This window comes from Streptomyces radicis (genome assembly GCF_003626575.1).
GTDB lineage: Bacteria > Actinomycetota > Actinomycetes > Streptomycetales > Streptomycetaceae > Streptomyces > Streptomyces radicis.
On the sequence record NZ_RBDY01000032.1, the window covers coordinates 14,449 to 31,941 of the forward strand.

At 72.0% G+C, this 17,493-nt stretch carries 16 protein-coding genes and 1 pseudogene; 7 read left to right on the plus strand and 10 right to left on the minus strand.

Features of this window, described 5'->3' with window-relative positions; genetic code table 11:
- Positions 1 to 29 precede the first annotated feature (29 nt).
- Both D7318_RS27130 and D7318_RS27135 read left to right on the plus strand, forming a co-directional pair.
- Complete coding sequence (locus D7318_RS27130) at positions 30 to 608, plus strand: NADPH-dependent FMN reductase (protein ID WP_220729827.1); 579 nt, start codon at positions 30 to 32, stop codon at positions 606 to 608.
- Positions 605 to 1,156 (plus strand): flavin reductase family protein, encoded by a 552-nt coding sequence (locus tag D7318_RS27135; RefSeq protein WP_120699862.1) that lies wholly within the window; start codon positions 605 to 607, stop codon positions 1,154 to 1,156. The genes D7318_RS27130 and D7318_RS27135 overlap by 4 nt, the downstream gene beginning before the upstream one ends.
- Here the strand turns inward: D7318_RS27135 and D7318_RS27140 are convergent.
- From D7318_RS27140 to D7318_RS27150, 3 genes and pseudogenes are all read right to left on the minus strand, one after another.
- Positions 1,119 to 2,240, minus strand: a complete 1,122-nt coding sequence (locus D7318_RS27140) for a glycerophosphodiester phosphodiesterase (protein ID WP_120699863.1) — start codon at positions 2,238 to 2,240, stop codon at positions 1,119 to 1,121. The two genes, D7318_RS27135 and D7318_RS27140, sit on opposite strands and share 38 nt — an antisense overlap.
- A 167-nt stretch (positions 2,241 to 2,407) precedes the next feature.
- Positions 2,408 to 3,580: pseudogene (locus D7318_RS27145) on the minus strand (pectate lyase family protein); the annotation flags it as partial.
- Between the two features lie 43 nt (positions 3,581 to 3,623).
- Complete coding sequence (locus D7318_RS27150; RefSeq protein WP_183091624.1) at positions 3,624 to 4,847, minus strand: right-handed parallel beta-helix repeat-containing protein; 1,224 nt, start codon at positions 4,845 to 4,847, stop codon at positions 3,624 to 3,626.
- A 533-nt stretch (positions 4,848 to 5,380) separates the two neighbouring features.
- Here D7318_RS27150 and D7318_RS27155 point away from each other — a divergent pair.
- Positions 5,381 to 6,154 (plus strand): copper homeostasis protein CutC, encoded by a 774-nt coding sequence (locus tag D7318_RS27155; RefSeq protein WP_120699866.1) that lies wholly within the window; start codon positions 5,381 to 5,383, stop codon positions 6,152 to 6,154.
- Between the two features lie 169 nt (positions 6,155 to 6,323).
- Here D7318_RS27155 and D7318_RS27160 read toward each other — a convergent pair whose 3' ends face one another.
- Positions 6,324 to 7,532, minus strand: coding sequence for an RNA-guided endonuclease InsQ/TnpB family protein (locus D7318_RS27160; RefSeq protein WP_120699867.1), 1,209 nt, complete (start codon positions 7,530 to 7,532; stop codon positions 6,324 to 6,326).
- A gap of 732 nt (positions 7,533 to 8,264) precedes the next feature.
- Between D7318_RS27160 and D7318_RS27170 the strand changes: the two genes are divergently transcribed.
- A complete protein-coding gene (locus D7318_RS27170) occupies positions 8,265 to 8,852 on the plus strand; it encodes a hypothetical protein (RefSeq protein ID WP_230424130.1) in 588 nt (195 codons plus the stop codon).
- A 73-nt stretch (positions 8,853 to 8,925) separates the two neighbouring features.
- On the opposite strand, the gene D7318_RS27175 is transcribed toward D7318_RS27170, so the two are convergent.
- Together D7318_RS27175 and D7318_RS27180 are read right to left on the minus strand one after the other, a co-directional pair.
- On the minus strand, positions 8,926 to 9,216 hold the full coding sequence (locus D7318_RS27175; RefSeq protein WP_120699870.1) for a hypothetical protein: 291 nt from the start codon (positions 9,214 to 9,216) through the stop codon (positions 8,926 to 8,928).
- Positions 9,217 to 9,253: 37 nt separating this feature from the next.
- Entirely contained in the window at positions 9,254 to 11,551 is a 2,298-nt protein-coding gene (locus D7318_RS27180) for a transketolase-like TK C-terminal-containing protein (RefSeq protein ID WP_408055540.1), read from the minus strand.
- 225 nt (positions 11,552 to 11,776) lie between these two features.
- On the opposite strand from D7318_RS27180, the gene D7318_RS27185 reads away from it, so the two are divergent.
- Positions 11,777 to 12,316, plus strand: coding sequence for an Lrp/AsnC family transcriptional regulator (locus tag D7318_RS27185; protein ID WP_230424136.1), 540 nt, complete (start codon positions 11,777 to 11,779; stop codon positions 12,314 to 12,316).
- Here D7318_RS27185 and D7318_RS27190 read toward each other — a convergent pair.
- Entirely contained in the window at positions 12,309 to 13,214 is a 906-nt protein-coding gene (locus D7318_RS27190; protein WP_120699872.1) for an AraC family transcriptional regulator, read from the minus strand. The genes D7318_RS27185 and D7318_RS27190 overlap by 8 nt on opposite strands.
- A gap of 157 nt (positions 13,215 to 13,371) precedes the next feature.
- Here D7318_RS27190 and D7318_RS27195 point away from each other — a divergent pair, with 157 nt between their 5' ends.
- Together D7318_RS27195 and D7318_RS27200 are read left to right on the plus strand one after the other, a co-directional pair.
- A complete protein-coding gene (locus tag D7318_RS27195; protein WP_120699873.1) occupies positions 13,372 to 13,689 on the plus strand; it encodes a putative quinol monooxygenase in 318 nt (105 codons plus the stop codon).
- An 84-nt stretch (positions 13,690 to 13,773) separates the two neighbouring features.
- Positions 13,774 to 14,745, plus strand: a complete 972-nt coding sequence (locus D7318_RS27200; protein ID WP_120699874.1) for an alpha/beta hydrolase — start codon at positions 13,774 to 13,776, stop codon at positions 14,743 to 14,745.
- Positions 14,746 to 14,751: 6 nt separating this feature from the next.
- On the opposite strand, the gene D7318_RS27205 is transcribed toward D7318_RS27200, so the two are convergent.
- The 3 genes from D7318_RS27205 to D7318_RS27215 form a co-directional block, all read right to left on the minus strand.
- On the minus strand, positions 14,752 to 15,195 hold the full coding sequence (locus D7318_RS27205) for a pyridoxamine 5'-phosphate oxidase family protein (RefSeq protein WP_120699875.1): 444 nt from the start codon (positions 15,193 to 15,195) through the stop codon (positions 14,752 to 14,754).
- A gap of 145 nt (positions 15,196 to 15,340) precedes the next feature.
- Positions 15,341 to 15,724, minus strand: coding sequence for an SdpI family protein (locus D7318_RS27210; protein ID WP_120699876.1), 384 nt, complete (start codon positions 15,722 to 15,724; stop codon positions 15,341 to 15,343).
- 54 nt (positions 15,725 to 15,778) lie between these two features.
- A complete protein-coding gene (locus D7318_RS27215) occupies positions 15,779 to 17,413 on the minus strand; it encodes an alanine/glycine:cation symporter family protein (RefSeq protein WP_120699877.1) in 1,635 nt (544 codons plus the stop codon).
- Positions 17,414 to 17,493 lie beyond the last annotated feature (80 nt).

Sequence of the window (17,493 nt, forward strand, 5' to 3'; positions counted from 1 at the left end):
ACCGTCCGTGTCACCGAGAGGAAGTCCCCTTGTCCACCGAGACCACCGAGACCACCGAGACGTCGGCGAACCCGCACATCGTCGCGCTCTCCGGCAACCCGCGCCCCGGCTCCCGCACCTCCGCCCTGGCCGAGGAGGTGGCCGACGCGCTCGCCCGCGAGGCGCTCCCCGGCGCCGCGGTGACCACCGTCGACCTGGCGGAGTTCGCCCCCGAGATCCTGGCGCCCGAGCACCCGGCCGCTGACGCGGCCCTGGCCACGCTCGCCGCGGCGCGGATCGCCGTGGTCGCCACCCCGGTCTACAAGGCGTCCTACACCGGGCTGTTGAAGGCGTTCCTCGACCTCTACCCCGCCAACGGGCTGCTCGGCGTGGTCGCGGTGCCGCTCGTGGTCTCGGGCGGCCCCGCGCACGCCCTGGCCGGTGAGGTCCATCTCAGGCCGCTGCTGGTGGAGTTGGGGGCGACGGTGCCCACCAGGAGCCTGGTCGTCACGGAGGCGACGCTCGCCGAGCCCGCGCCGGTCGTCGCCGACTGGCTCGCCACGGCGGGCCCCGCGCTGGCCCGCGCGGCGGGCGTCACCGGCGTGGCCGGTGCGGAGGCGCGGCGATGACGGCGGAGCCGACCGGGGCCGATCGCCTCACCGGCCATCTCACCGGCGAGGAGTACAAGGCCGTCTTCCGGCGGCACCCCGCGGGGGTGGCCGTGGTCGCCATGACGCACCGGGGGCGCCCCGTCGGGTTCACGGCCACGTCCGTCATCTCCGTCTCCGCCGAACCACCCCTGCTGGCCTTCTCGTTGGCCGACACATCGTCCTGCGCGCCCGCCGTCGTCGCCGCCGAGACGGTGACGGTGAGCCTGCTCGCCGAGCACCAGGACGACGTCTCGGCCCGCTTCGCCACCAGCGGCGTGGACCGTTTCGCGGCCGGTGGCTGGTCCACGCTGCCGACGGGCGAGCCGGTGATCGACGGGGCACACGCCTGGATCCGCGCCCGCGTCCTCGAACGCACGCCGGTGGGCAGCAGCTTCCTGGTCTCGCTCCTGGCCCTCGAGGCCGAGTGGCACCCCGAGGCGGCGCCGCTGGTCTTCCAGGACCGCGCCTACCACCGGCTGGCCCGACGGTTCAGTGCCGGTGCGGGCGGTACTGCTTCGGAAGCGTGAAGCCGCGCTCGGCCATGACGGTACGCAGCCGGTCGGGGTAGTCGGTGATGATGCCGTCGACGCCGTCGTCGATGAGCTTGTGCATCGTCGCCACATCGTTCACCGTCCACGGGATCACCCGCAGCCCAGCGGCGTGTGCCTCGTCCACCAACTCCTCGGTGACATAGGGGACATAGCCCGGCTGGCCCACCTGGCCGTCCTGCGGGTCGCCGTGCACGGGCGAGATCGCGTCCGCGCCGAAGGAGACGGTGGCGTCGACGAGGCTGCCGTCGAAGTCGTCGATGTCGATGCCGCCGAGCCAGGGGGACGCCCCCGGCTGGCCGACCTGGAGGAACTGCTGACCATTGGTGAGCGCCACGATCGGCAGGCGCGGCTCGACCTCGCTCATGCGCATGAGCGCGCCCCAGTCGAAGCTCTGGATGGTGACCTGGTCGATCAGCCGGGCCCTGCGGACCTCGCGCGCCACGACCTGGACGAACTGCTCGCGGGGCGCCGTCTCGTGCGGCGCGCCCGCCTCGACCTTGGTCTCGATGTTGAGCCGGACGCGGTGCGCCCGATAGCGGTCGACCAGGTCGAACACCTCGGTGAGCAACGGCATCCGCGCGCCCGGGCTCGGCCGCTGCTCCGGGTACTGCGGCAGGGTCTGCGAGCCGCAGTCCAGGGTGCGCACCTGGGCGAGCGTCAGGTCGACGATGTACGTGCCGACATACGGGTACTCGGGGTCACCGGCGAACGCGGGCCCGGTGTCGCGGCACTTGGTCCCCGCGATCCGCCGGTCGTGGGTCACCACCGCGTGGCCGTCCTCGGTGATCTGCACGTCGAGCTCGAGGGTGGTGACGCCGAGTTCGAGGGCGTTCGAGAACGAGGCGATCGTGGACTCCACGCGCAGGCCGATGCCCCCGCGATGGGCCTGGAGGTCGAACTGGCGGTGGTGGCCCTGCCCGTGACCGGGCCCGTGGCCGCCCGAGGCGGCGGCGGGCCCCGCGACGGCCAGCGCCGCGACCGACGCGGCGGCGAGCGCGACCGCCACGAGCGCGCGCGGACGCGGCCGCGGCGAACGGATGCTTCTGAGATGGCCCAGCATGTGCTGCCCTTCCATCGAGACCTGGACTCGCGTATCCGCACGACTATGTGAGGCGCCAGGGGACGGGGCCTTGCCGGGAAGCGCTCTCCCCGTGGCGCGCACATGACGTTTCGGCCACGCGCCGGGCGCGGGACGGGCGGGGCGGCGTGCCGCCGGTCCCCGACCTCGGGAGGTCGGGGACCGGGGCTCGGCGGCCGGTGGCGGTCATGGCGCCGCGGCCGCGGTGGGGAACGTGGTCAGCAGGTGCCGTCCGACTCCCGCAGGCCGGTGTTGGCGCCCGCCGTCTCGCTCACGACGTCCGGCACGCAGCTCGCGTCGTCGAGGCTGTAGGAGTAGGGGATGCTGACCGTGGTGGTGGACTGCGGGTCGGGGCCCGCGGGGTTGGTGTCCTCGCCCGGGCTCGACCACGTCACATTGTCGAAGACGTTGTCGTTGACCTGCCAGTAGCCGGCCTCGTCGGTGTAGAAGGTGCCGAGGACGTCCTTGGAGTCCTGGAAGTAGTTGTTGTCCACCCGGGCGCTGGCTCCCGCGCGGGAGTTGATGCCCGACTCGTGCAGGTCCACGTAGTGGTTGTTGTAGATGTGGGCCGTGCCGCCGCGCAGCAGGGGCGTGCGCGAGTCGATGTTCTCGTACAGGTTGTGGTGGTAGGTGACGAAGCCGTTGGAGCGGTCGCTCTCGCTCGACCCGACGAGCCCGCCGCGGCCCGAGTTGCGCAGGATGCTGTAGGAGAGCGTCACATACTGGGTGTTGTTCTTCATGTCGAAGAGGCCGTCGAAGCCCTCGGACTCCCCGCCCGACGCCTCGAGCGTGACATGGTCGACCCAGACGTTGCGGACGTCGCTCTCCATGCCGATGGCGTCGCCGCCGTTGGACGTGGGCGAGCCGGACTTCTTGACGTTCCGAACGGTCACGTTCTGGATGATGATGTTGCTGGCCTCACGGATGTGAATGCCCAACTGGTCGAAAACGGCCCCGTTCCCGACTCCGATGATCGAGACGTTGCTGATCTGCTTGAGCTCGATCACCCCGGCGGCGGTGTTGCAGCTGTCGCCCGACACCTTCTCGGTGTTGCCGTGGTTGATGGTTCCCTCGACCTCGATGATGACCGGGGTGTCGTCGCTGGCCCTGTCGCACAGGGCCGCGTGGATCGCGGTGCCCGTGGTGGCCCGGACCGTCTGTCCGCCCGCGCCCCCCGTGGTGCCGCCGTTCTGGGTCGCGTAGCCGGTGGCGCTGCCCGCCGCCGCCGACGCCTCGGGGGTCGAGAGCACCACACCGGTCGCGACCGCGACGGCCATCAGGGCCAGCAGCGCGTGGAATCGCAGCGCGAATGATCGTTTCATGCTCGGCTCGCCTTTCGTCTTGACGATACTGGGGTGGGACCGGTCAGTTCATGACCTGGGCGCCGCCGAACGTCACCCTGAGGCTGCCGTCCTCGGCGAAGGACCAGTCGAGCTCGCCCGCGTAGGCGGAGCACGCCGGGCCGTTCTCGCCCGACCAGAACTGGTTGGAGGCGTCGGCGTCGCCGATCGTCCTGTCGTTGGAGCCGCTGTCGCACGAGACGTTGTCCCGGAACACCGAGGAGCCGCCGTCGAAGTTGAAGTTGCGCTCGGCGCTGCCGACGCTGACGTTGCCCGAGACCGCCATCGAGCCGGTGTTGCGGTTGAAGGTGAAGCCGTGCTTGCCGTTGTCGACGGCGATGTTGCCGCGCAGGACGTGGTCGACGCCGATGTCCTCGCCGCCGAGCTTGTAGCCGTTGCGGTCGCCGTTCCCGGCCTGCGAGCCGTCGCTGAGCGTGCCGTTGTCGTAGGCGAGGGAGTTCTCGACGGTCACCGCCCCGATGGGCCCTGTGTCGGACTTGGTGTAGAGGTCGTAGCCGTCGTCGATGTTGTTGTGCGAGACGGTGTGGCGGAAGACGTTGCCGGGGCCGACGGTGAGCTTCGGGGCGAAGCCGTCGGCGTCCTCGCCGTCGGAGTCGGCGTTGTCGTGCGAGACCGCGCTCACGATGAGGTTGTTCGAGGGCCATTCACTCTCGGGGGTGTCCGAGGTGGCCCGGGAGAGTTGCAGCCCGGAGTCGCGGTTGAAGCGCGTCACCGTGCGCTCGATGACGTTGTCGCTGCCGCCGACGAAGATGCCGTTGTCCCCGGCGTGTTCGACGACGATGCCGTGGACGTGCCAGAACGACGCGTTCAGGGCGAGTCCTCGGTTCGCCGGGTCCTCGCTCTGGGCCGAGAAGTCGAGCACCGGGGTCTCGCCCGGGTAGGCGGACAGGGTGGTGCGGGCGGCGGCGGTGCCGTCGTTGCCCTGCGGGATCGTGACCGTCTCGGCGAGGCCGTAGGACCCGCCGCGCAGATAGATCGTCCCGCCGGGGGTGACGCGGTCGAGCGCGGCGGTGAGCGTGGTGGGGTCCGACTCCGTTCCGGCCGCGCTCTCGCCGCCGTCGGGCGCGGCGTAGAGCGCGTCCTGCGCCAGGGGCGCGGCGGCGGGGTCCGCGGCACCGGCCGTGCCACCGGCGCCGAGCAGCCAGGCGGCCATCGCGCCGGTCAGTGACACGGCCGTCGCGGCGACGTACCGGCGGCGGGCTCGGCGGAGGACGGGGGTACGTGACATGGACTCATCTCTCCTGTGCGAGGTCCGGTGGGGGAAGTCCGTGGAACGCCCCGGCCTGACCGAAGGGCGGGACGCGGAGGGCACCGGACATGTGGGGGGTGGTGTGGGGGGTGGTGAACGGCGCGAGGTGGGGCGGCTCCCAGAAATACGACCTCGGCCGGTAAGCGCTTGCCCTCCTGGACGTGAGGGTCCCTCGGTCCAGTCGGGCCACGTGAACGGCCCGACCAGCGTAGGGGCGGGAATCGGCACGATTCCGCGCACCGCGAGGACAATCCCGCGCAGTCCCCGGCCCGTTCCGGCGCGAACTCTCCCCCGGATCCGGTGGGCGCGGCCCGGGCCCGGCGCGGCCCGCCCCGGCCTTACCCTGGGCGTCGGCCGCACAGCGGGCCCCGCCGAGCAGGGAGTTGGGATCGAACGATGAGCCATCGAACGATGAGCCGCGCCTCCACGACAGCCACGGGTCCGCCGCCCGGTGGCGGCCCCGGCCAGGGCCCGGCCGGGTGGCCGATTCCGCTCCCCCCGGCGGGGCGCCGATGAGCCCGCGCTTCGAGGTGTGCGTCGACTCCGCGCGCGGCGCCGTGACGGCGAGGGACGCCGGGGCGCACCGCGTCGAGCTGTGCAGCGCGCTGTTCGACGGCGGCGTCACGCCGAGCGCGGGCCTGCTGGAGACGGTCGTCGAGGCGGCGCGAGGGATCGCGGTGAACGTGCTGATCCGCCCGCGCGGCGGGGACTTCATCTATGACCGTTACGAGGTGGACGCCATGGTGCGCGACATCGGAACGGCGGTCCGCCTCGGCGCGCACGGGATCGTCCTCGGCGCCCTGACGGCCGAGGGCGCCGTCGACATGGCGGTGTGCCGACGCCTGCTGGCCGCCGCCGATGGCCGCCCTGTCACCTTCCACCGGGCGTTCGACATGGCGAGGGAGCCGTTCGAGGCGCTGGAGAGGCTGGTCGAGCTCGGCGTGGAACGCGTTCTGACGTCGGGCCAGGAGATCTCGGCGCTCGAAGGGGCGCCGCTGCTCGCCCGGCTGGTCAGGGCGGCGGGCGACCGCGTCATCGTGATGCCGGGCGGCGGCGTGACGGCGCGCAACGTGTCACGCGTCCTGCGCCTGACCGGCGCGCGGGAGATCCACTTCAGCGCGGGGACGACGGTGGACAGCCCCGCGACCCACCGCAACTCCCGTGCCCTGATGGGCGGAACGCTGAGCAGGGGCGAGTACACGCGCCGCATCACGGGACCGGCCGAGGTCCGCGCCCTGATGAACGCGGCCCGCGCGCCCGAGGGTTCGGCCGAGGGTCCATTGTGAAGGACCAGCACCCCGGGGCTCCGTCAGCGAGCGCCGGAACGCGCTCGCCCCGGTCCCGTCTCCGCTCGTGTCATGCCGTGAGCGAGGCCGGAGTGACCAGTCGTGCGCGCTCGTACAGCTCCCGGGCTGTGCGATTCTTCATGTGCGGAGAGTTGACTTCCTCTCCCGCCTAGAGGCGGGGGGTTCCAGCGGTCGCCCGCTGGGGTTCCTGCTTCATCGACGACTGCCGTGTCCGGGAGGACTCCCGTTGAGGTCTTACACCGTCTCCACAGGCTGCTGCCGCCAGCCCGGCGGCCAGGATGGTGCGTGCCGCGTTCACGTCACGGTCGTGCACCGCGCCGCACTCGCACGTCCACGTCCGGACGTTCAGCGGCAGTTTCCCGCGGACCGCGCCGCAGGCCCCGCACAGCCTCGAGCTGGGGAACCATCGGTCGATCACCACGAGTTCACGCCCGTACCAGGCGCACTTGTACTCCAGCATGGAGCGCAGTTCCGTCCAGGAAGCGTCCGAGATGGCGCGCGCGAGACGCCCGTTCTTCAGCAGGTTGCGGACGGCGAGGTCCTCGATCACGACCGTTTGGTTCTCACGGACGAGCCGAGTGGTGAGTTTGTGGAGGAAGTCTCTGCGCCGGTCGGCGATCCGGGCGTGGACCCGGGCGACCTTACGGCGGGCCTTGTCCCGGTTGTTCGAGCCCTTCCGCTTGCGGGACAGCTGGCGCTGTGCGCGGGCCAGGCGCGTACGGTCACGCCGCTCGTGCCGGGGGTTGGCGATCTTCTCGCCGGTGGACAGGGTCACCAGGGACGTGATGCCCGCGTCGATGCCGACCGCCGCGCCCGTGGCGGGGGCCTCGGTGACGGTGTCCTCGCACAGCAGGGACACGAACCAGCGGCCCGCCGCGTCGCGGGAGACGGTCGCGGTGGTCGGCTCCGCCCCCTGGGGCAGGGGACGCGACCAGCGGATGTCCAGCGGCCCGCTCATCTTCGCGAGCGTCAGCCGCCCATCGCGCCAGGTGAAGGCGCTCCGGGTGTACTCGGCCGACGCCCTCGACCTCTTCCGCGACTTGTGGCGCGGGTACCCGGCCCGCTTGGCGAAGAAGCTGGTGAAGGCCGTCTGGAGATGCCTCAGGGCCTGCTGGAGCGGGACGCAGGACACCTCGCGCAGGAAGGCGAGCTCCTCGGTCTTCTTCCATTCCGTGAGCGCGGCGGACGACTGCGCGTAGGAGACCCGGCGCTGCTCGCCGTACCAGGCGCGCGTGCGTTCCTCCAGCGCCTTGTTGTACACGAGACGGACGCAGCCGAACGTCCGCGACAGCTCCGCCGCCTGCTCGCTCGTGGGGTAGAAGCGGTACCTGAACGCCCGCTTGACCGGTCGCCTCACGCCTCACACCCTATCAACCCCCATGTCAGCCAAGGGTGTCGATCGGTGGCCGTAGACGCCGAACCGCCCTGGCGGCGATCCGCCTTCCCCTGCCCTGCTCCGCAGGAGCCTCGTTTCCTCCCCGGCCTGAAAGCCGGAGTATCCAACTTACGGAGACCAGATGAACGAGGCTGACGGAGATTGTCGCTTCGCGGAGGGGGCGGGATGATTCGCCGCGAAGTTTCCCAGCACCCTCGCCCCAGCGTTGTGGAAACGCTGGTCGCGGCGCGGGACTTGCATGACCGGGAGTGCGGCGACTGCCGGGGCGGGGCGCGCTGTGCGATAGGGGAACGCCTGGCGTCGGCCGTGGACATGGCCACCGCCGTTGAGATTCCCGCCGCCGAATCGGCGTGAGCCGGAAGATCCGGTGTCCGCACTGCTACGGCTTCTTCGGCTGTGCGACGTGCGAAAGCACGTGCAAGGTCCCGTGTCCGGAATGCGCGGGCGGGAACCTGGGGCCGATCACGGCCTATCGATAGAGCCCCGGCGAGCGCGCCAACACTCCCGGGGCATGGCCAACAGAACTTGGGACTGCTGACATGCCGAACTCTACCGGCCGCGCCGTCGCGTGGCTCTCGTTACTGATCAGGCCGCCCGGCCGACACCGCGTCGGGGCTCCCCCGCCCCGGCGCGACCACCCTGGCAACGAGCGAATCTGGCCCGCCACTGGGTGTGCTCCCCCGCCCTGATGTGGTGCCCTACATCGCGCAGTGGAGCGAGGAACGGGACCCGCAAACCACGGTGGTCGCCCGGCGCGGAGGCATCGGCTACGCGGACGAGATCGTCCATGACCGTGACGAGGACGGCGTGCTGTGGACCAGGACCACCCACCGCCCGGGGAAGGGCCGCCCGGAGTTCGGCAAGGTCCACGGCCTGCGGCAGCGCCGCGCGATGTGGCGGCTACTGTGCCAGGTCTGCGCGGGACCCGCCGACCTCAACGACGACGGCGTGCTCTGGCTCCTCGGGGAGGATCCACACGACCCCGCGTCCTGGCCGGAGGACCTGCTCACCTCGCACCCGCCGCTGTGCCTGCCGTGCGCCGCGACGTCCGTCCGCCTGTGCCCACACCTGAGCAGGCGGTATGTGGCCCTGCGCGTCCGCGAGTTCCACCTCGCCGGTGTATGGGGCACGTTGTACCGCCCCGGCTTCCCGCTGCCCGTCGTGGCCGACGCGGCGGGGATCGCCTACGACGACCGACGCCTGCGCTGGCTGCGCGGCCACCAGCTGATCATGCGCCTGGAGTCCTTCACCGCCGTGGATCTCGCAACGGAGACCCACTGAAACATGCGCCACGACCGCGCGAAGACGCGTTCCGCCAGGCGTCGCGGAGCAGGCGGGACTTTCACCACAGGCCTTAGGGGAGCGGCGTTCCGTGGTCCGCCAGGTGGAGCCTGACGCGGCACGGGTCCTCGACCTCGACGAGCACGCGCTGCCCCCAGTGGGCGGTGAGGCGGTGCGCGATGTCGACGAGCCGGTGGCGCTCCTCGGGCGTGTACGCGGGGTAGCGCGCCCAGCCACGGTCGGCGATCTCGTTGCCGAGCTCGCTGAACAGCACGGCCCGGTACCGCCGTTCCTCCTCATCGGTCAGCGGTGAGGGGGCGCCATCCGCGGGCCGCAACCTGACGTTGTAGAGGTCTCGGATCACCGCGACAGCCTATCGATCGGCGTCGGACGCCGCCTCCTCAGGCCTTGGCCTCGACGAGGTCGAGCGCCGCGGCGACGACGCTGTCGGCGTCGATGCCGTGGTGGCGGTAGACGTCGTCGAGGGAGCCGGACTGGCCGAAGCGGGTGACGCCGAGTGCGGTCAACGGGACGCCGTTGACGGTGGCGAGGAACGCCAGCGTGTGCGGGTGGCCGTCCAGGAGGGTCACCATGGGGACCGCGCGGTGGGCGGGGAAGAGCTGCTCGAGGATAGACCCGTCGGCCCGGTCGAGGCCGCGTCGGGCCTGGACCGCGCGGAAGAGGAGGTCGGGGCTCGTCACGCAGACGACGTCGGTGGCGTGGCCGAGCGCGGTGAGGCGGTCGGCGGCGGTGAGCGCCTCCGTGACGAGGGCGCCCATGGCGACGACGGCGAGCGCGGGCCGCTCCCGGCGGCGCAGCACGTAGCCGCCCGCGGTGACCTGGTGGCGGCGCCGTTCGCGCGCGGCCGGGTCGGTGGGGACGGCGGCGAGTGACTGGTCGACGGGGCGGGTCGACAGCCGTAGATAGGCCGAACTCCCGTCGGGCTTGCCGAGGCCCGCGAGTGCGGCGCGCAGGCACCACTCGGCGTCGAGGGCGAACGCGGGCTCGTAGGTGACGCACCCCGGCTGTTCGATGCCGAGCGAGGGGGTGGTGATCGACTGGTGGGCCCCGCCCTCGGGGGCGAGCGTCACGCCGGAGGGGGTGCCGACGAGGATCGACCGGCCACCGGCGTAGATGCCGTAGGACCAGGGCTCGAGGGCGCGGTTGACGAACGGGTCGTAGACGACGCCGATCGGGAGCAGCGGGCGGCCCCAGCGGCTCCAGGTGGCGCCCAACTCGCCGATGAGCCCGACCAGGTTGGTCTCGGCGATGCCGAGCTCCATGTGCTGGCCCGTGGGGTTCTCCTGCCAGCGCAGGATCGTCTCGGCGTCGTCCGCGAACCAGTCGTGCCCCGCCGTGTGCGACCAGACGCCGACCTTGTTGAGCCACCCTCCGAGGTTGGTGGACGAGCTGACGTCGGGGCTCGCGGTGACGATCAGGCGGGCGACGTCAGGGGCGCCGCGGGAGAGGTCGAGCAGCGTTCGGCCCAGCGCCTGCTGGGTGGTGCCGACGCCGGACGGCGCGGCCCTGCCGCTGTCGGGCGGCACGGTGGGCGGGGCGGTGAGGGGGAAGGGCGGGCGGCGCAGCCGGTCGGCGGCCGCCGCGCAGAGCGCCGCCTCGGCCGAGCCCTCGGGGAAGGGGGCCCAGGGGTCGTCCAGGTCGGTGCCGAGGCGCGCGGCGAGGTGCCGCATCTGCTCGGCGGTCAGCAGGGACGAGTGGTTCTGGGGGTGCCCCTCGGTCGGCAGGCCCTGTCCCTTGACGGTGTACGCGAACACGACCGTCGGGCGGCTGTCGTCCACGGCCTCGAACGCGTGGAGCAGGGACGCCATGTCGTGGCCGCCGAGGTTGCGCAGGGCCCGCGCGAGGGTGGCGTCGTCGAGCCCTTCGAGCAGGCGGGCGACGACCTGCGCGTCGCTCCCGTTCCCCGGCAGCCTGTGGCGCAGGTCGGGGCCCTGTCTGCGCAGCAGGCGCTGGTACTCCGCGTTGCTCATGGTGTCGAGGCGCGCGCGCAGTCGCTCGCCGCCGGGGCGGGTGAACAACTCCTCGAGCAGCCGCCCGTACTTCAGCGTCAGCACCTGCCACCCGGCGGCCGCGAACATGCCCTGGAGGCGGGCGGGGGCGGCGCCGGGGACGACGCGGTCGAGGGACTGCCGGTTGAGGTCGACGACCCACACGACCTCGCCGAGGCCCGCGACCATCGGGTCCTGGACGGCCTCCCAGACGGCGCCCTCGTCGAGCTCGGCGTCGCCGAGCAGCGCGTACTGCCGCCCCGGAGGGCTCGGCTCGCCGTAGCGGTCGCGCGCGAAGCGGTGGGCGAGCGCCCCCCACAGGGGCGCCGTGGCGCCGATGCCGACCGAGCCGGTGGAGTAGTCGACGGTGCCGGGGTCCTTGGTGCGGCTGGGGTAGCTCTGCAACCCGCCGAACGCCCGCAGCGTGGTGAGCTGTTCGGGCCGCAGTCGGCCGAGCAGGTGGTTGACGGCGTGCAGGACGGGGGACGCGTGGGGCTTGACGGAGACCCGGTCGTCGGCCGTGAGGTGGTGGAACCACAACGCGGTCATCAGCGTGGTCATCGACGCGCTCGACGCCTGGTGGCCGCCGACCTTGAGCCCTGAGGGGTTGGGCCTGACCCGGTTGGCGTGGTCGACGATCGCGGTGGCGAGCCACAGGACCCTGCGCTCCACCGACTCGAGCACCGCCATCACGTCCGCCGGTGCCCCGCCGTCCGTCGGGAATTCCCGCTCCACCGCCGACGTCATCTCCGCGTACCTCCCCCGGAGCGGGCCGCCCCGCGCCATGCCTTCTGCTCATCACGCTGGCATGTGTGCGGCGATATGCGCAATCGACTCCGTGGGCATCGAGCATTATGCTCAACGGCCGGAGGGGGGAAGGGTTCTCGGTTGAGCAAGGTGAGCAAGGTGAGCAAGGTGAGCAAGGTGACGAGTGGCGGCGGTGTCGGTGGTGTCGGCAACGGCGTGCGCGCCGACGCGACGGATGCCCGCATCCTGCGGGCCCTGGCCAAGGAGCCGCGGGCCACGGTGCTCGCGCTCGCGCAGCGCCTCGGGCTGTCCCGCAACACGGTCCAGGCGCGGCTGGCCAGGCTGGAGCGCGACGGCGTCCTGCGCTCCTTCGAGTACCGCATCGACCCGGCGGCCCTGGGATATCCGCTGACCGCGTTCGTCACCGCGGAGGTCGAGCAACGGCGGCTCACGGAGGTGGGCGAGGCGCTCGGGGAGATCGACGAGGTGATCGAGGTGACGGGGATCAGCGGGGACATGGACCTGCTCATCCGCGTCATCGCCGCCGACGCGGACGACCTCTACCGCGTCGCGGGCCGCATCCTGGCCTGCCCCGGCATCGTGCGGACCCGCACCGCGCTGGCGATGCGCGAGCTGCTGCCGTTCCGCCTCTCCGCGGTGCTCGACAACCTCGCCGGTCAGGCCCCGCGGCCGAAGGGCCTCAGGTGAGGGCGCCGGCCGGGGAGCGCACCGTGTCGCGCAGGCGGGCCGCGTCCCTGCTGGGGGGCGCGCCGAACTGGCGGCGGTACTCCCTGCTGAACTGCGAGGCGTTGTCGTAGCCGACGCGCTGGCCGACCCCGGTGACGTCGCCCGGGTGGGTGGCCAGCAGGAGCCTGGCCTCCTGGAGCCTGATCTGTTTCTGGAACTGGATGGGGCTCATCGCCGTCACCGCCTGGAAGTTGCGGTAGAACGCCGAGACGCTCATGCCCGCGACGCGCGCGACGTCCTCGACCCTGAAGGGCTGCGCGTAGTGCTCGCGGATCCAGCGCACGGCCCGCGCGATGTGGCTGAGGCTGCTGTCGGCGAGGCCGAGCTGCCGCACGATGCCGCCCTGTTCGCCGGTGATCAGGCGCCACAGGATCTCGCGCTTGATCAACGGGGCGAGCACCGCCCGGTCGCGGGGCTCGTCGAGCAGCCGCAGCAGCCGGACGACGGCGTCGAGCAGCGGGGCCTGGGCGTCGCTCACCGCGATGCCCGTCGACGCCGCTCCGCCGCCGCGGGGCGTGTCGCCCGGCCCGGCCATGAGCAGCAGCTCGGCGACGGCCGAGGGCTCGAGCACGAGCCCGAACCCCAGCGCGGGCCGCTCCCTGGTGGCGTCCGTGAAGTTGCCGGTGACGGGCAGGTCGACGGAGGCGACCAGGTACTGCCCGGCGTGGTACTCGAACACCTTGTCGCCGAGCGCGAGGCGCTTGGTGCCCTGGGCGATGACCGCGAGCACCGTCCCCGTCATCGAGGGCGCGGGGGGATCCGACCGGTCGACCCGGGAGATGAGAACGCCGTCGATCGGGGTGGTCCAGTCGGGCCCGGCGTGGCGGGCCAGCAGGGTGCGGAGCTCTTCGATGCGCATGCGTCCCATTGCACCACCCTTCGGCGTCGAAGCTCCCGTGAACGAGAGGATCGAGCAAGTACGGCGGAGCATCGTTCTAACGTTTCCGCAGGTCAGCTCGGTTGAATGGGATCACCGCACTCCACCACCGCGGAAGAGATCCAGGAAGAAGGCACCCATGAACGTCACCTATGGCTTCCAGGCCACCCTGACCGCCGAGCCCGGGATGGGCGACCAGCTGGTCGACCTGCTGCTGACCGGCCTCGACGAGGGCAGCCCTGGCGCGAGCGAGCACTGCGTCGTCTACCTCGTCTCCCGTTCGTCGTCCGACCCCGATGTCGTCCATGTGACCGAGGGCTGGACCAGCGAGGAGGCGCACCACCGGATCTTCGCGGGCGAGGCCGCGCAGGCCATCGTGGCGCGGATCGACGGGCTGCTGGCCACGGAGTCCACATACACCGACCACGTGCCGGTCCGCGGCAAGGCCGCCTTCTGACCCGGCGGTCGCGACAACCGACGCCGTCCCACCACCCCCCACGCCCCACCTCCCACGCCGACACGGAAGCAGGAACCAACCACCATGACCACGGCACGCCCCGCTCTCGACCCCGAGCTGCGCGAGCTGCTCGCCGACCTGCCCCTGATGTCGGGGCTCAGCCCGGACGTTCTCGCGCAGATCCGCCAACTCCCGCCGCCGCCCTTCGAGTCCGTCGTCGGACACCGCCGGGTCGAGCGGCGCGAGGTGACCGTTCCCGCGAAGGACGGCACCCCGATCCCGCTCTCGGTCCTCAGCCCGGCGAACGCCGACCCGACGACCGCCGCGCCCTGCGTCTACTGGATGCACGGCGGCGGGATGGTCATGGGCGACCGCTTCTCGCAGATCGACATCCCGCTGGAGTGGCTCGACGCGCTCGGCGCGGTCGTGGTCTCCGTGGACCACCGGCTCGCGCCCGAGGCCACCGGCACCACCCTGGTCGACGACTGCTACCAGGGGCTGCTCTGGATCGCCGAGCACGCCGCCGAGCTGAACGTCGACCCCGCCCGGATCGTCGTCGCGGGCATCAGCGCGGGCGGCGGGCTCGCCGCCGGGGTCACCCTGATGGCGCGCGACCTCGGCACCCCGGCGATCGCCGCGCAGGTGCTGATCTGCCCCATGCTCGACCACCGCAACGCCACCGCGTCGAGCCACCAGTTCTCCGGCGAACCCGGGGTCTGGACGCGCGAGATGAACGCGTTCGGCTGGCGCGCCGTCCTCGGCGACCTCGCCGACGACGCGGTGCCCGCGTATGTCTCCCCCGCGCTGGCCGACGACCTGTCGGGCCTGCCGACCACCTACGTCGACACCGGCTCGGCCGAGGTCTTCCGCGACGAGGACGCCGACTACGCCACCCGCATCTGGGCGGCGGGCGGCCAGGCCGAGTTGCACGTCTGGGCGGGCGGCTTCCACGGGTTCGACGCGCTGTACCCCGGGGCCCGGATCTCGGCCACGGCCCGCGGGACCCGCACCGACTGGCTCGCCCGGGTCCTGCGCGCTCGCGGCGGCGGTCAGTAGCGGCGGTCAGTAGCTGTAGCGGCGCACGGTCTCCGGGTGGATGACGAGACGCACCTGGTCCGCGGCCAGGATCTCGGCGAGGTCGGCGGCGCGGGCCGGGTCGTCGAGGTCCCAGTAGCGCGCGCCCAGGCGCGCGGCCAAGTCGTGCGCCCCCTCGGGCTCCACCGTGGTGCGCCCTGCGACCGACACCCAGCGCTCGCGTTCCCCCACCGGGGCGGCGACGACGATCGAGGCGCGGGGGTCGCGGCGCAGGCGCCGCACCTTGAGCGAGTCAGGGGCCGTGAACAGCTGGATCGTGCCCTCGTCGGTGGCCTCGAACCACACGGGCCGGGGCTGCGGCGGGACCGGCCCCGCGGCCACGGACAGGAAGCCGTGCAGCGGCCGCCGCAGGAACGCGAGGTCCTGGCCGGTCAGCGAACTCGCGTCGGTGGGCGTGGCGTCGTTGCTCATGGTGCCGATTGAACACGGCCGACGCGGGCCGTCCCATGCGTGAGAATCCGGATCACCTGTGTGTGCGTACCGCCTCGCCCGGGTGGGCCCGTTCGCCGACCCGAGGGCCGCGGCGCGACGCCCCCGACCGGCCGGTCGAGGGCGCTCAGCGCTCGGCCGCGCCCCCGCCGTGCCTGTCGGCGACGGCCGTGGCCGCGATCAGCAGGGCGACCACGGCCACGAACCCCGTTGCCGGGCAGGTCCAGAAGGCGGGATGGACGGAGCCGCCGGACATGGCGGCCACCGCACCGGCGGCCGTTCCCGCCGCCATGGCGTATCCGGTCACGGCGCAGGCCAACAGCCAGGGCCCCGCCGCCCTGTGACCCGCGCGCCAGGCGGCGTCCGATGACCGCGTGACCCTGGTGCGCAGCCCGATCGCCCCGTTTCTCTCCAGGGTCCCCTCGGCCGCCGCGTTCCTGATGAAGTGGGTCAGCGCCGAGAGCATGGCGAGACCGATCGCGGCCGAGAGGAGAGCGCCCGCCTCTTCCACGGTGTCTCCCCCTGTCCCGTCATTCCCGTCATTCCCGTCGTTCCCGCGGACCGTTCAGGCGCCGTCGCCCGACGGGCGCGCCCCCGCGGTGGGCGCGGCCTCGGCCGCCTCGGCCGCCTCGGCCGCCTCGGCCGCCTCGGCCGCGTCGATCTGCTCCTCCGTCCAGCCCTCGTCGCGCCGCCGCACATACGCGAGGACGCGCTTGAGTTCGCGCTTCACCAGCGGCGCCAGCAGATACAGCCCGATGATGTTGAAGACCGCGCCGAGGAAGAGGAAGCAGTCCGCCAGGTCCACCAGCGTTCCCAGCGACAGCAGCGCGCCCGCGACGGTGAGCAGGCAGAAGACGCCCTTGTAGAGGTACTCGCTGGTGCGCGAGGCGCCGAACAGGTGGGTCCACGCCTTGAGTCCGTAGTAGCCCCACGTGATGATCGTGGAGAACGCGAAGAGGAAGACCGCCACGGTCAGCACCCAGGGGAACCACGGCAGCGCGGTGTCGAAGGCGTCCGAGGTGATGGCGATGCCGGGGTCGCCCCCGACCTCCGCGACGCCCTCCGCGGTGGCCGGATCGCCGCCGCCCGCGGCCGTGTCACGGGCGGCGTCGTAGAGCGGGCCGCCCGCGATGACGATCGTCAGCGCGGTCATGGTGCAGATGATGACGGTGTCGACGAACGGCTCGAGCAGCGCGACCAGCCCCTCGCTCGCCGGGCGCTTGGTCTTCACCGCGGAGTGGGCGATGGGCGCGGAGCCGATGCCCGCCTCGTTGGAGAACGCGGCGCGGCGGAAGCCCTGGATGAGCGCGCCGATCACGCCGCCGGTGACGCCCTCGGGGCTGAACGCGCCGCTCACGATGGCGCCGACGGCGTCGGGCACCTCCGCCACGTTGAACCCGATGACGATCAGGCACGCGGTCACATAGATGATCGCCATGGCCGGGACCAAGCGGCTGGTGACCCGGCCTATCGACCTGATGCCGCCGATGATCACCAGGCTGGCGAGCGCGGCGACGACCACGCCGAACAGCAGGGAACCGCCGGAGCCGGTGAAGAAGTCGGTGTGGTCCTCGGTGACGGTGCCGAGCTGCTCCAGGCTCTGATTGACCTGGAAGAGATTGCCGCCGACGAAGCCGAAGAAGAGGATCATCACGGCGGACGCCAACGACAGCACGGTGCCGAGCCCGGCGAGCCCGCGCTCGGCGAGGCCCTTGCGCAGGTAGTACATCGGCCCGCCGGAGACCCGGCCCTCCGCGTCGATCTCGCGGTACTTGACGCCCAGCGTGCACTCGACGAACTTCGTCGCCATGCCGAGGAGGCCGCACAGGATCATCCAGAACGTGGCGCCGGGGCCGCCTATGGAGACCGCGATCGCCACGCCCGCTATGTTGCCGAGGCCCACCGTTCCCGAGACGGCCGATGTGAGCGCCTGGAAATGGCTGATCTCGCCCGGCGCGTCCTTCTGTTCATACTTCCCGCTCACGAATCGCAGCGCCGTCCGAAGGTGACGGAATTGCGCGAAACCGAAGTAGAGGGTGAAGACGAGACCGGCGAGCGCCAACCAGCCCACGATCAAAGGGAAATCGGCATCGAAGAGGCGGACGTCGAAGAAGACGACATCGGTCAGGAACTCGGCGACAGGTTCGAAGAAATCGTTGACGGCCTCGTCAACGCTGTCGGTCCAGGACTCACTTGCCACAGCGAAAAACCTCAGGTGGGGGAATCATGCGAAAAGAGCAATGCCTTGCTTCCTACCATGCGAGCGGCGCCCCGTCGAGG

What these genes read in the sequence shown, in the direction of transcription:
- D7318_RS27180 (WP_408055540.1), bottom strand. Translation starts at nt 11,551, where the DNA reads ATGGCGGTGCTCGAGTCGGTGGAGCGCAGGGTCCTGTGGCTCGCCACC.
- D7318_RS27155 (WP_120699866.1), top strand. Translation starts at nt 5,381, where the DNA reads ATGAGCCCGCGCTTCGAGGTGTGCGTCGACTCCGCGCGCGGCGCCGTG.
- D7318_RS27190 (WP_120699872.1), bottom strand. Translation starts at nt 13,214, where the DNA reads ATGCGCATCGAAGAGCTCCGCACCCTGCTGGCCCGCCACGCCGGGCCC.
- D7318_RS27200 (WP_120699874.1), top strand. Translation starts at nt 13,774, where the DNA reads ATGACCACGGCACGCCCCGCTCTCGACCCCGAGCTGCGCGAGCTGCTC.
- D7318_RS27205 (WP_120699875.1), bottom strand. Translation starts at nt 15,195, where the DNA reads ATGAGCAACGACGCCACGCCCACCGACGCGAGTTCGCTGACCGGCCAG.
- D7318_RS27135 (WP_120699862.1), top strand. Translation starts at nt 605, where the DNA reads ATGACGGCGGAGCCGACCGGGGCCGATCGCCTCACCGGCCATCTCACC.
- D7318_RS27195 (WP_120699873.1), top strand. Translation starts at nt 13,372, where the DNA reads ATGAACGTCACCTATGGCTTCCAGGCCACCCTGACCGCCGAGCCCGGG.
- D7318_RS27150 (WP_183091624.1), bottom strand. Translation starts at nt 4,847, where the DNA reads ATGTCACGTACCCCCGTCCTCCGCCGAGCCCGCCGCCGGTACGTCGCC.
- D7318_RS27140 (WP_120699863.1), bottom strand. Translation starts at nt 2,240, where the DNA reads ATGCTGGGCCATCTCAGAAGCATCCGTTCGCCGCGGCCGCGTCCGCGC.